Source organism: Actinoplanes sp. KI2, assembly GCF_025630775.1.
Classification (GTDB): domain Bacteria; phylum Actinomycetota; class Actinomycetes; order Mycobacteriales; family Micromonosporaceae; genus Actinoplanes.
The window spans coordinates 20,067-32,168 of sequence record NZ_JAOSZE010000072.1; the positions used below are offsets into that span (position 1 = coordinate 20,067).

The 12,102-nt window shown below is 67.6% G+C and carries 13 protein-coding genes; 3 read left to right on the forward strand and 10 right to left on the reverse strand.

Annotation, left to right across the window (positions count from 1 at the left end):
* The first annotated feature begins 321 nt into the window (after nt 1-321).
* Nucleotides 322-1,272, forward strand: a complete 951-nt coding sequence (locus ODJ79_RS43865) for a TIGR03621 family F420-dependent LLM class oxidoreductase (RefSeq protein WP_263029671.1) — start codon at nt 322-324, stop codon at nt 1,270-1,272.
* 559 nt (nt 1,273-1,831) lie between these two features.
* On the opposite strand, the gene ODJ79_RS43870 is transcribed toward ODJ79_RS43865, so the two are convergent.
* Nucleotides 1,832-2,236 carry a hypothetical protein gene (locus ODJ79_RS43870; RefSeq protein WP_263029672.1) on the reverse strand — a complete coding sequence of 135 codons (405 nt, stop codon included), beginning with the start codon at nt 2,234-2,236 and terminating at the stop codon, nt 1,832-1,834.
* Nucleotides 2,237-2,440: 204 nt separating this feature from the next.
* Between ODJ79_RS43870 and ODJ79_RS43875 the strand changes: the two genes are divergently transcribed.
* A complete protein-coding gene (locus ODJ79_RS43875) occupies nt 2,441-4,033 on the forward strand; it encodes a glycoside hydrolase family 44 protein (protein ID WP_263029673.1) in 1,593 nt (530 codons plus the stop codon).
* 21 nt (nt 4,034-4,054) lie between these two features.
* Here ODJ79_RS43875 and ODJ79_RS43880 read toward each other — a convergent pair whose 3' ends face one another.
* The 7 genes from ODJ79_RS43880 to ODJ79_RS43910 form a co-directional block, all read right to left on the reverse strand.
* The gene (locus ODJ79_RS43880) at nt 4,055-4,774 is read right to left on the reverse strand and encodes a spermidine synthase (RefSeq protein WP_263029674.1); all 720 of its coding nucleotides are present in this window, start codon (nt 4,772-4,774) and stop codon (nt 4,055-4,057) included.
* Nucleotides 4,775-5,252: 478 nt separating this feature from the next.
* Nucleotides 5,253-5,570 carry a MerR family transcriptional regulator gene (locus ODJ79_RS43885; RefSeq protein ID WP_263029675.1) on the reverse strand — a complete coding sequence of 106 codons (318 nt, stop codon included), beginning with the start codon at nt 5,568-5,570 and terminating at the stop codon, nt 5,253-5,255.
* Nucleotides 5,571-6,292: 722 nt separating this feature from the next.
* Nucleotides 6,293-6,889, reverse strand: a complete 597-nt coding sequence (locus ODJ79_RS43890; RefSeq protein ID WP_263029676.1) for an NADPH-dependent FMN reductase — start codon at nt 6,887-6,889, stop codon at nt 6,293-6,295.
* A gap of 517 nt (nt 6,890-7,406) precedes the next feature.
* Nucleotides 7,407-8,288, reverse strand: coding sequence for a Gfo/Idh/MocA family protein (locus ODJ79_RS43895; RefSeq protein WP_263029677.1), 882 nt, complete (start codon nt 8,286-8,288; stop codon nt 7,407-7,409).
* 103 nt (nt 8,289-8,391) lie between these two features.
* Complete coding sequence (locus ODJ79_RS43900) at nt 8,392-9,021, reverse strand: NADPH-dependent F420 reductase (RefSeq protein WP_263029678.1); 630 nt, start codon at nt 9,019-9,021, stop codon at nt 8,392-8,394.
* Nucleotides 9,018-9,308, reverse strand: a complete 291-nt coding sequence (locus tag ODJ79_RS43905) for a hypothetical protein (RefSeq protein WP_263029679.1) — start codon at nt 9,306-9,308, stop codon at nt 9,018-9,020. Before ODJ79_RS43905 ends, ODJ79_RS43900 begins: the two co-directional genes overlap by 4 nt.
* 259 nt (nt 9,309-9,567) lie before the next feature.
* Nucleotides 9,568-9,762 carry a hypothetical protein gene (locus ODJ79_RS43910; protein WP_263029680.1) on the reverse strand — a complete coding sequence of 65 codons (195 nt, stop codon included), beginning with the start codon at nt 9,760-9,762 and terminating at the stop codon, nt 9,568-9,570.
* Between the two features lie 191 nt (nt 9,763-9,953).
* Between ODJ79_RS43910 and ODJ79_RS43915 the strand changes: the two genes are divergently transcribed.
* Entirely contained in the window at nt 9,954-10,367 is a 414-nt protein-coding gene (locus ODJ79_RS43915; protein ID WP_263029683.1) for a Dps family protein, read from the forward strand.
* Nucleotides 10,368-10,561: 194 nt separating this feature from the next.
* Here the strand turns inward: ODJ79_RS43915 and ODJ79_RS43920 are convergent, their stop codons facing one another.
* On the reverse strand, nt 10,562-11,341 hold the full coding sequence (locus ODJ79_RS43920) for a DUF2267 domain-containing protein (RefSeq protein WP_263029681.1): 780 nt from the start codon (nt 11,339-11,341) through the stop codon (nt 10,562-10,564).
* 8 nt (nt 11,342-11,349) lie between these two features.
* Nucleotides 11,350-12,102, reverse strand: a 753-nt coding sequence (locus ODJ79_RS43925; RefSeq protein ID WP_263029682.1) for an aldo/keto reductase, incomplete at its 5' end; no start/stop codon positions are given.

Sequence of the window (12,102 nt, forward strand, 5' to 3'; positions counted from 1 at the left end):
CTGCTGACCCACCCGAGCGGCTCGCACCCGACCCTTTAGAACACGTTTTGCGTGGAGTAGTGACACACGCAACCGTGCGTACATGGGCGGTTCGTAAGCCTTTGGGGCTGATTTGGACTCTGAGAGCAGTTACACGGCGTAGCCGAACCTCAACTCTGCCAATACGATCGGCCTGCGGACACGAGCCAGACCGCCAGGGAGCGTTCCGTTCGAAGCCTCATTACGGAGGCGGGTCCTCCCGCACAAGTGACTCACCCAGAGTCACGACGGCCGCGGGCACCTCCGGGTCTGATCGTCAGCCCGCGATATTCAGGAGGCTCGATGGCGAACACGTTTCGCTTCAGCACCAGCATGCCCAGCCTCACCGGCCCGATATCGGCATGGCGTGACAAGCTACGGCGCATCGAGGATCTTGGCTATTCGTCGGTAGCCGTCTCCGACCACTTCACCGACGGCTGGAAAATGGACCCGCTGGTGGTGATGACCGCGGCCGCGGAGGCGACCACCACGCTGCGGATCATGCCGCTGGTTCTGGCCAACGACTACCGGCACCCCGTGCTGTTGCACAAGTCGCTGGCCACGCTCGACGTGCTCTCCGGCGGCCGGGTCGAGATCGGCCTGGGCGCCGGCTGGAAGGAGAGCGACTACGCCGCGGCGAACATCCCACTCGACCCAGCCCCGGTGCGGATCCAGCGGCTCGGCGAGGCCGTCGAGGTCATCAAGGGGCTGCTCGGACCCGAGCCGTTCTCGTACGTGGGAAAGCACTACCAGATCACCGAGCTCGACGGTCTTCCCAAGCCGGTGCAGAAGCCCCATCCCCCGATATTGATCGGCGGCGGCGGCCGCCTGGTGCTGGAGCTGGCCGGCCGGATGGCCGACATCGTGGGCATAAATCCCCGGATGCGCCGCGGCCAGGCCGCCGGCCAGTCGCTGCTCGACGTCTCGTCCCAGGGCGTGCGGGCGAAGCTCACCATCGTACGGGCGGCGGCGCGAGCCGCCGGTCGCGATCCGAGCGCCCTGCGCTACCACATGTCGATCCAGTCGGTGGACATCACCGACGCCCCGGACAGGCGGCCCTGGGTGTCCAGTATCGCCCGGGACGTGACCGACCCGGCCGTTCTCGCCGACTCGCCCGCGGTGCTGCACGGAACCGTGGAATCGTGCGTGGAAGCGCTGCAGCGACGCCGGGAAGAATTCGGTCTCGACTACCTTCACTTCGGAGGCGACCCGCTGGTCGCGGCGCCGATCGTCGCCCGGCTCGCCGGCACCTGACCGATCAGCGCAACTGAGGAGAAACCCGCGCCCCGCCAGTGCGACGCGCGCGGCGAGCCACGCCGATGCCAAGCGAAGCGGATCCAGCAAGCCCAGCGCCTGGGGCGGGTCACCCGTAGCACCTCAAACGTCGGCCACATCGGGACGAGCTGCCCAGTTCGTCATCCAGGAACGAATCCTCTTGCCGCCTCGATAAGCCGACCGAGGATGGGCTTGAAGGCGGGCAGAGCCGGGAGGCGGCCCAGCCGGTGTGGTACTCCTTCGACGGCGCTGACGTGCTGATCCACACCATTGCCGAGGGGCCGCAAGGTGCGCAACATGGTGGCTTCGTCTCGCAGGGAATCTGCACAGACCACGCGATGAGTGGGCTGGTACCTCGCCATCGTGGGTACGAACGTCGGCGGGCTGTGGGTAGGGCCTCCGCCGCCGTGGCGCCCCACCGCAGATGCCAGCGCAGCACGAGCGGGGCGCAGACGAAGCGGGGCGCCGGCCAGCACCGACCCGGCCGGTCGGGCCAGATCGGCGCTGCTCGGGCGCGACGGCGTGTAGGCCGTGGGGCTCATCGCGGGACTCTCGCGTCGGTCGGCACCCGGGCTTCGGCCACCGTGGTGGGAGCGACGGCGCGGTCGGCGACGCGGAACAGGGGCCGATATACGGCGACAGCGAGCGCGGCGAAGGCGAGGGTGAGCAAGGCCGACCCGGGTGAGGCGTCCGGGTCGTGGTTGAGGTTCATGGTGACGGCCATGCCGGTCACCGATGCGCCGATGAGGGTGTACGCGCCGACGATGGCGAACATCGGGGTGCTCGCCCAGGTGGCTCCGCGCAGTAGCCCGATGGCGGTGGCCAGCGCGGCCGGGACGACGATGCCCAGATCCATGAGCTTGACCAGCCAGAATGCGGTCGGGCTGGACAGGTACTCGCCGCGCTCCTCGCCGGCGTACGGAAGGCCACCAGCCCCGAGCACATCGCGTAGCGAGCGGCAGCGTTCACCGGACGGGCATGACCCGCCGCCGCACGTATCTCGTCTTCGGTGATCTCAGCGAGTCTTGACTGGCGGACGACATACGGCCAGGATTTCATAGATATCTGTCTATGCCATGGGAAGCTTCGGGAGTCTGCGATGGGTCCTCAACGGTGGCGGAAGTCGCGATCGGTCACGGCAATCGGCGTGGCAGCGTCTCTCGTGGCGGGCACACTGGCCGTCTCGTTCCCGGCCGCGGCGGCGACCGGGCTCGCTCTCTCGGTGAACGCGTCCGCCGCCCGGCATGCGATCAGTCCGGACATCTACGGGCTGAACGGAGCCGACCCGGCCTTCGCCGCCGAGATCGGCATGCCGGTGGCGCGCTGGGGCGGCAACGCGAGCAGCCGCTACAACTTCAAGAACCACACCTACAACACCGGCAGCGACTGGTACTTCGAGAACATCGTGGCGAGCGACAGCAACACGCTCGAGTCGTTCGTCACGACCAACCGCGACCGCGGCACCAAACAGGTGGTCACCGTGCCCATGATCGGATGGGTGGCCAAGGATTCGCCATCGTCACACCCGTTCGCCTGCGGGTTCCCGGCAACCCGATTCCCGCAGCAGGACCAGTTCGACCCGTGGGACGCCAACTGCGGCAACGGCAAGCTCAACGGCACGAACATCACCGGAGCCGAACCCACGGACACCTCGATCCAGGCCGACGCGTCGTTCGACGGCGCGATGGTCTCCCATCTGGTCAGCCAATTCGGCACCGCGGCGAAGGGCGGCGTCCGGATCTACGAACTCGACAACGAGCCGGTGCTGTGGAGCTCCACGCACCGCGACGTACATCCCCAAGCAGTGACCTACGACGAGCTGGGCAGCAAGGGTACGGCGACCGCCGCGGCCATCAAGGCCGCCGACCCGAGCGCGGCCGTGCTCGGCCCATCGGGCTGGGGCTACTGCGAGTGGGTCGCGTCCGGACCGGACGGATGCGCGCCCGGCGCTGACGCGGCCGCGCACGGCGGCCTCAACCTGTCCCAGTGGTACCTCAAGAACATGAAGGACTACGGCGATGCCCACGGCGGCAAGCGCTTCCTGAACTACTTCGACCAGCACTACTATCCGCAGATCAGCGGCGGCAAGGACCCCGAGTCCAACGCGCTGCGGCTGCGGTCCACCCGGTCACTGTGGGATCCGACGTACGTGGACGAGTCGTGGATCGGCCCCAGCGGCGTCAACGCGCCGCCTCTGCAGTTCATCCGCACGATGAAGGCGTGGGTGGCGCAGTACTACCCCGGCACGAAGGTCGCCATCACGGAGTACAACTGGGGCGCTCTGGACGACATCAACGGCGCGCTGGCCGAGGCCGACGTCCTCGGGATCTTCGGGCGCGAAGGGCTCGACCTCGCCACCATCTGGGGCGAGCCACAACCGACGCAGCCCGGAGCGTACGCCTTCCGGATGTACCGCAACTACGATGGCGCAGGGAGCCGGTTCGGCGACGTGAGCGTGTCGGCGACCAGCAGCGACCAGGGGGAACTGGCGGTGTACGGCGCGCAGCGCTCGTCCGACAAGGCGCTGACCGTCATGGTCGTCAACAAGACCGGCAGCGATCTGACATCGCCCCTGTCGGTCACCGGCTTCAACGGCACCGCCACGGCGCAGCGGTTCACTTACAGCCCCGCCGATCTGACCTCGATCGTACGGAGTGACGATCTTTTCGTGGACTGCGGCACCGTCACCGCGACGTACCCGGCGAACTCGATCACGCTGCTCGTCCTGCCCCGACGTTGACGGCTGGACAGGCCGGCGACGTCAGCAGGCGACGGTTGCAAGGTAAACAGTACTGGCGGAGTTGCCACCGGTCAGCGGGTTGGCGAAGGTCACCACATGGGCGGTTGCCGTGGCGAAACACTGCCGCAGGACGGCCAGGAATGCCTCGTCGGGTGCGTCGTCGGACCACAGTCCAAACGCCCCGCCCGGCTGCAGGAAGCCGCCGAGCCGGCGTAGTCCGCCGGCGGTGTAGAGGTCGGCGTGGGTGGGGTCCAACACGTTGATGGGCGAGTGGTCGATGTCAACCAGGATGGCGTCGAAGCGGCGGTCCGGGGCGGCCGGATCGAAGCCTGTGCCGTCGCGCAGCAGCGCGAAGAAGTCACCTTCCAACAAGGTGGTGCGGGGATCGGTGGTGAGTGCGCGGGCCTGCGGGAGCAGCTCACGGCGATGCCAGTCGATCACCGGTGCCAGCGCCTCGACCACGATCAGGGACCGGACCCGGTCGTCGGTGAGGGCGCTGCGGGCGGTGTAGCCGAGGCCGAGGCCGCCGACGACGACGTCCAGCGGTGTGTTCGGCAGCGCCGCCAGGGTGATCCGGGCCAGCTCCTCCTCGGCGACCGTGAACAAGCTGGACATCAGGTATTCGTCGCCGAGCTTGACCTCGTACACCTCAGTTCTGGTGATGGGCTCGAGGCGCCGGCGCAGGCTTATCTCGCCGATCCGCGTGGCGGCCCAGTCCAGCTCGGCGAGTCGCGGGTGCATGGGAGTGTCCTTTCGGCGCGCTGCGGGATCGCGCCCACGAGAGCGGCCGGATGCCCCGGAACGGGATATAGCCGACAATAGTCCCGCGAGACGGTTACACGGTGAAGGCCCCAGCAAGACAACTTCGAGAGAAAGGAGAGCAGAGGACATTTATTATGCCGCGCTCGCCGCGATCCTGACCGCCGGGCTCGAGGCCGCTCTTGAGGCTGGGGACATCCCGAAAGCGACCATCTTCATCAACCGTGCCTTCGGCGGCAGAGGCTGCTACTTGCGGAGCAGATGAAGCGCCCGGCCCCCGCGGCCGGCTCGAGGTTCCTCTGGTGGGTGAGCGTCCGTCCGCGATGTCGCCGCACGGGCGCACCCCCGGTGTTGTTCTTGGCGAAATCCGCTCATCCCGGCCGCGACGCGGCCGGCTGGCATGGGGAAAGGACGCGCCGCGGTCGCCCCGGGCGCGGCGCATTTGATCCGTCGTCGCTGTTCAGGCACCGGCTTCTTGTTGGCGCTTGTAGGTCTCATTCTGCCGGAGGGCTTCTTCGAGCTGGTCCTCGAGGATGATGATCCGGCAGGCCGCTTCCAGCGCGGTGCCGTGCTCGACCATTTGGCGGGCCCGGGCGGCAAGACGCAGCTGATAGCGCGAGTAGCGGCGGTGTCTGCCGGCGGATCGGAACGGGGTGAACAGTTTCGCCTCTTCGAGCCGGCGTAGAAAGTCTTGCGAAGCGCCGGTGATCTCGGCGGCTCGGCCCATGGTGTAGGCGGGGTAGTCATCGTCACCGAACATGTCGTCGGGTTGTGGCATACACATTTCTCCAAGACGAGGGCCCCGGCGCAGAAACGCCGGGGCCCAGGGTTTACGGCCTAAAAACACCATCTACCGACACGTTCGTCGGCTTTTCGTTTCCGCACCGACCGCCGTCGGCGGCAAGGGGTGCGAGGATCGCATAAGCGTGACCGGAGACCACCTCACGTTCGATGGAGACTGCGGTGTCCGCCCCGGATTTCAGCTGCGTCCTGGTGGCGGGCGATCCAACGGTGTTCAGCCCTCCCTTTCCTCTGCTTCTCACATCTTTCGGTGCTGCCGACCGGTGTCGGAGCCCCACGCAACTTCATGGCCCCGCACACGTGCGACCGGCGATCTGCCAGGCGAGACCTGTATCAGCATCGCGCCTGTTGCCCTGACCTGGACTTACGTCAGGGTCTTACCGTTCTACTTCCTCATGCCTTACTGCAAGCGGTGAGGCCTTCCTCACTGCTGTGCCGAGCGAGCCCGTGACATAAGTCGAATCAGGCCCTGGGTTACATGCCCGGCTTGGTTAGTCAGCGCTTCCTTGGATCTCATCTCTCAACACCAGGAACGTTAGCCGAGTACAGCGAGAAAGTCTAGGTGGTCGGTCATAGATTTTTTCGGCCATGTTCAGAGCTTCTTGGACGCGGTGGTGGCTGCTGGCGGTACCCGACCGGGTTGGTTACCGTCACGCGAGCGCCGGTCGTTGAATTGCTGGGCAGGCGTTCGTCCAGAACCTACGACGCGGCCGTTGGGACGGTGGACGCTTGGCGGGGCAGCACGGTCAGCACCCGGACGACGTGGTCGCGGAACTCGGCCATGAAGATGGTGAGGAAGGCCTCGGTGGACTCGTCGGCGACTTCGCCGTTGCCCGGGAAGAGCTCCGGGGTGTACTGGATGTAGGCCTCCGGGGCGGTCATCTGCCGCGCGTTGCAGAAGCTCAACACCGAGCGCAGGCTTTGTTGGCTCAGCGCGGTGCCGATCTGACCGATGGATGCGCCGATCACCGCCGCCGGGATGTGGTCGAAGGCGTTCTGGCCCCACGGGCGTGAGGCCCAGTCGATCGCGTTCTTCAACGCGCCCGGGATCGATCGGTTGTACTCCGGTGTGACGAACAGGATCGCCTGGGACTGGTGGATCGCGTCCTTGAGCGCGATCGCCTCGGGCGGGTAGTTCGTGTCGTGATCCGGACTGTACAGCGGGAGGTTCCCGATCGGGATCTCGGTGAACTCAAGATCCTCCGGTGCCAACCGGATCAGGGCCTTGGCCAGCTCCCGGTTGATCGACGTGGACGAGAGGCTTCCGACGAGGTATCCGATCTTGTACGTGGCCATTTCGGTTCCTTCCGACAGGTGGTGTGGCTCGGGCAGGTCAGCCTCGGTGTGCTCCAGGACCGCGTCGGGTGCGGCTGCGCATTCCGGGGTGCTGTTCGGTCCGGCGCAGTCCGTGCGGGACCCGGTCCTGACGTGGGCAAAAGGTCGTGCGGTGCAGCGTCAGCCACACGCGGCGCACCCGGGTTGCCCTGTGGATCTACACGACCTCGACCGCGGTGGGGCTCCTATCGTCGGGAGCGCGCCGCCGCCTGTCCCCTGATATGGCCGGCTCCCCTGTGGATCCGGTACTTCAGGAGTACCGCTACTTGCCGTCGGCGTCGATTGGCATCGTTGCCAATCCAGGCCCGCGACCCGATACCGGAAGCCCCGATCTACCGCCGCGGAGGTGAGCCCACCTCATCCATCTCAGGCCCACAGTCGGCTCCTCCGTACGCAGCCGAAGGAGGAGCGGAGGCCGTCGGTGCCCTGCCCGAGCTGTCGGACGCCGGCTGATGACCGGACGGCGGCCGGGTCGGTGTCACGTCCCGAGGAGAATGTCCGTGTCGGCCGACTCGATCACGCGCTGCAGGTGCAGGCCGTGCCGGGCATCGAGCGCCGGTGCGCCGCCGCTCCGGATAGCGTCGGCGAACTCCCGGTACATCGTCCGGTACACGTGCGGCCCCGACACCCGAGTGCAATCCAGGGCGGCCCCTCCGCCGGGCCCGAAGATCTCGACGTCGGCGCGGAACGTCTCGGGCGCCGCCATCGCCGACATCGACGCCTCGCTGAACCGGCCCACTTGGTGGTCGAGCATGAGCCCCACCCATCCCTGGCGGTCGCCGTGCACCTGCACCCCCACGATCGGGCCCAGTAGGGCGTCGAGCAGGTCGAGCAGGTCGACGCCCTGACCGCGGAGAACGCCGCGCTCGACGCGCCACGCGCTGACGGACCCCCCGGGGCGATGGCTGCCGGAGACGAGCCGGCCCGCGCCGCCGTCCGGCTTGATCCGCGCAACCTCGACGCTGAGGAAGCGGCGTACCTCCGCGGAGTACCGCCAGGCCAGTCCGATCTGTGAGACCACCTTGCTCCGCTGCACCGCCTCGACCAGTTCCTCGGCACCCGCGATGTCCCCGGCCACGGGCCGTTCCAGGAACACGGACTTGCCGCGCCGCGCGGCGGCGGCGGCCAACTCGGCCTGTACCGGTGGCGGGACGGCGAAGGCCACCGCGTCACAATGGTCGAGAAGATCTGCGAAGCGATCGAAAGGCCGGACGTGGTGCCGGTCGGCGAGTTCGCGTACGGGTCCCGGCGTCGGCGCCCAGACGCCGACGAAGCACACGTCGGGCGAGCCGGCCAGCGTCGGCGCGTGCACCTGCGCCGCCCGCCGGCCGGCCCCGACCAGGCCGATGGTGACCGTCACTGTTCCACCCTTCCATCCATACCCGAGCCGATCGCCCCACCGACTGTGGCCAGTGAGCTGACGATCCAGACGAGCCAGGTGACCGCTGCGCCGGAAGGCATCGTCAGCTCACCGGGCCGAGGAGTTTCCACCCCGACTGCCACGGCCAGCCGCCGCGGGCGTTCAGCATGATGTTGAGGAAGGCCATCAGTTCCAGCGCGCGTGCGGTCAGCAGCTCACCGGTATCGATCGGCCGGAAACCCATGTCCGCCAGGAGATCCGCGACGACCTGCTTGGCCTGTGCGTCGTCGCCCGCGTAGAAGCCGTCGAGCGGGGTACCGTCGATCACCGGATCGTTGAGGCGGCTCGCGAAAACCGTGTTGAAGGCCTTGACCACCCGCGCGCCGGGCGCCAGGAGGACCACCGCCTCCGCCAGCGACGCGGAGGCCCGCAGGACGGTCTCGGCGTCCTCGTCTGCCGGGTTGGTGGGATCCACAACGATGGTGCCGTCGAGGAACTCCGCGGTCTCGTCCAGCACCGACGCCACCGCCTTCGCGGGGACCGCAAGCACCACCATCTCGGCGTTCTCGGCCGCCGCCCGGTTGGAGGACGCGGCGGAGACGTCCAGGTCCTCGGCGATCTTCTCCGCGTGCGACGCGTGGCGAGAGCTCACCACCACCGTGTGCCCGGCAGTGCGGAAGGCGCGTGCCAGTGCGCTGCCGACGTTGCCCACTCCGATGATCGCGATTCTCATGTCCGGGACTCCCTCGCTGGATGGACCGGGTTGAACAAGTCCTCCGGCTGCCCTTCCTCCGGCGCCTGGTAGACGTACCGGATGAAGTCCGCGCCGGGATCGTTGTCGGCCCCGCCTGGCCATTGACCACCGGCATCGACGCCGACCACGACGTGCCGGGTGCTCGGTCCGGCGTCCTCGACGAGTGCCCAGACGGTGACCGGATAGGACCGGGTGCGTTCCGGGGTGAAGCGCCACCGCGCGTACCAGCCCGGAGACGCCGGAACGATGTCCACGATCCTCTTCATGCCGGCACTTCCTCTCGTCTGCAGTGACCGGGCACATAACATCCTCTGCAGCTACGGGTGAGCGTCCCTCCCCCGGTCAGGATGAGATGCCCACCGACATTCGGCCGACGGAACCGCACACATTCCAGGTGACCCGTTCTCGCCCGCCCGCGCGTGCCGCATCGGTGACGAGAACCAGGCATTCGGCGCAGCCTTCCGGGGTTTGCGGGAGGACCGGCCGGATCATGACGAAGTGCGGGTCGGAGCCGAAGGTCGTGGCTCAGGTGTCGGCTTCCTTCAGCATTTTCTCGTCGGTGACCATCAGGTGGACGGCACCGTCCTGCACGCGGTCGATCTCGTCTGCGGCGACGTACGCGTCGGACTTGAGGAAGCCCTTGCGGTCGACCTTGATGAAGCCGAGACGCAGCAGCCGCTCCCGCAGTTCGCCTGCTACCCGGGGCTCGCCGTTGCGCACTGGCACCCCGTCACCCCACCGGCGGTCACCGTGGAACTCCGGCGCGCCGGGCGTCGCCGCCGAGTGAATGACACCCGGATCGAAGCGGAGCGGGCATCCGCTCCGATCTATCGCAACAGCCACTCCGACGGGGTGTCGATTGGCAGAACTACCAATGGGCTTCGGATGCGAGGGGTTGCCGCCGTTGCGGGATATCGGCTCATCGATCTGCGGACCGGGACGGCGCGACCTTCTACCAGCTCCACCTGCTGCTGGACAAGCACGCCGGGGAGCAACTGACGCTCATCGACACGATCGCCGAACGGGTGCAGACCCTCGGTGGTCTTGCCGTCGGCGATCCGCGACACGTCGCAGAGATCACCATGGTGCCGCGCCCACCGGACGGGGCGGAGGAGGTTCCGGCGATGCTCTCCCGGTTGCTGGAGGTCCACGAGATCATCCTGGTCGAAGCCCATGACGCCGCTGCGCGGGTCGCTCAGTTGGGCGATGACGGCACCAACGACCTGCTGGTCTCGGACGTCATCCGTACCGGCGAGATGCAGGCCTGGTTCCTGGCCGAACACCTCGTGGACACACCGCTGGTCCGCTCGAGTCACGCAAGGTGAGGCACGGTAGGTCTCGGTGTCGGTCTGGTCACCAGTGACGGCCGCCGGGTCGGCCTGTTGCCACTCAACACCGACAGTCCGCATACCCGAGACCGGCCGCATGCAACCCCACCATCGCGTACGCGGCATGGACCATTTCAGCCTCACTCGGACGCGTGTGCGTTGCCTACTTCAGGCGCCGTCGATTGGCAGAGTTATCGGTGCTTTGGCTCCACCGCGATGAGGTCCCAATACCCGGCGGGCAACTGCACGGTCACGTCGAAGAACTCCTCCCGCGTCGCCTCCCGTACGGTGGCGAACACCGCCCGGACGTACTCCCGGGACTGATCAGGGCCGACGCCGGCACGCTGCTCCACCCGGCGCAGGAACTCGTCGGGCGGCATCTTGCGGGTGGCCGAGTCTGCCTGGGCGGTACCCCGCTTGAGCGCTCCATGGAGCCGCACCGGAAGGCGGCCGGTGAGGTCGCGCACCTCACCGGCCGTGATCCGCTCGGCAAGCGTCTGCAGGACCGCTTCCGCCACCCGCAGCGCCGACGCGTCGTCGATGCCGGCACGTTGCGCGACCCGGCTGACGAAAGCGCGCGTCGACATGGTGGGCGCGACCGCCGCCTTAGGTAGCAACGGCGCATAATCCTTCGAGAGCCGCGCGAGCAGATGGTCGTACTCCCGTTCCGGAAGCGCCTGTGAAATGGCGCCCAGCACGGCGATGATGTGACGTTCGGCCGTGTCAGGGTTGGTTCCCTCCCGTTCGGCGACCCGCCGGACGAATTCCTCGGCGTCGAAGGACCGAGCGCCACCTGCGGTGTGTAACCACGCCGCGACCTCCGGCGGGAGATGCGCGGCATAGACACGGGCCTCGTCGGCCCCGATCCGCTCACCGAGGACGCTGGTGACCGTGTGCGTCGCGCGCTCGGCCGTTTCCCGGCCGGCGCCCAGCGAATCCTGCACCACGCTGAGGAAGGTCTGGTAATTCATGGTGGTCCTCAGAGGGTTTCCAAGGGACGGCCCTTGATCGGCGGCGGGAACGCCAGGTCCAGTTCGGTCAGGTCCTGAGGGCTGAGCCTGATCGCAGCGGCTGCGGAGTTCTGCTGTACGTGGGCGACCGAACCCGACTTGGGAATCGCGCAGACCCGCGGCTGCCGGAGCACCCAGGCCAGCGCGACCTGGGCAGCGGTGATGTCGTTGCGCTCCGCCACACCGAGCACCGCCGGATGCGACAGAAGATCACCCTGTTCGATCGGTGAGTAAGACATCACCGGCAGGTTCTGCTCACGACACCACGGCAGGAGGTTGTACTCGGGGCTGCGGCGCGCGAGGTTGTAGAGCACCTGATCGGTTTGCACGTCGGCTCCGCTCGGGATCTGCCACAGATCGTCGAGGTCCATCACATCGAAGTTGCTGACCCCCCAATGGCGGATCCAGCCGCGCTCCTTCAGCTCCACAAAGGCCTCGATCGTCTGCCAGAGCGGCACGGAACCCCGCCAGTGCAGCAGGTACATGTCGAGGCGATCGGTCTTGAGCCGGCGCAGGCTCGCCGCGCAGGCATCGATGGTGCCCCGGCGAGTCGCGTGCGACGGCAGCACCTTGCTGATCAGGAAGACCTTGTCACGGCGCCCGCTGATCGCGTCGCCGACAAGCCGCTCGGTCTCGCCCTCGGCGTACATCTCGGCGGTGTCGATCAGGGTCATGCCGAGGTCGAGACCCAGCCGGAGCGCGGCGATCTCGGCTTTCCGGTG

Bases quoted from the DNA above. Each gene is read 5' to 3' on its own strand.
- ODJ79_RS43865 (WP_263029671.1), top strand. From the start codon at position 322: ATGGCGAACACGTTTCGCTTCAGCACCAGCATGCCCAGCCTCACCGGC.
- ODJ79_RS43880 (WP_263029674.1), bottom strand. From the start codon at position 4,774: ATGCACCCGCGACTCGCCGAGCTGGACTGGGCCGCCACGCGGATCGGC.
- ODJ79_RS43885 (WP_263029675.1), bottom strand. From the start codon at position 5,570: ATGCCACAACCCGACGACATGTTCGGTGACGATGACTACCCCGCCTAC.
- ODJ79_RS43890 (WP_263029676.1), bottom strand. From the start codon at position 6,889: ATGGCCACGTACAAGATCGGATACCTCGTCGGAAGCCTCTCGTCCACG.
- ODJ79_RS43900 (WP_263029678.1), bottom strand. From the start codon at position 9,021: ATGAGAATCGCGATCATCGGAGTGGGCAACGTCGGCAGCGCACTGGCA.
- ODJ79_RS43905 (WP_263029679.1), bottom strand. From the start codon at position 9,308: ATGAAGAGGATCGTGGACATCGTTCCGGCGTCTCCGGGCTGGTACGCG.
- ODJ79_RS43920 (WP_263029681.1), bottom strand. From the start codon at position 11,341: ATGAATTACCAGACCTTCCTCAGCGTGGTGCAGGATTCGCTGGGCGCC.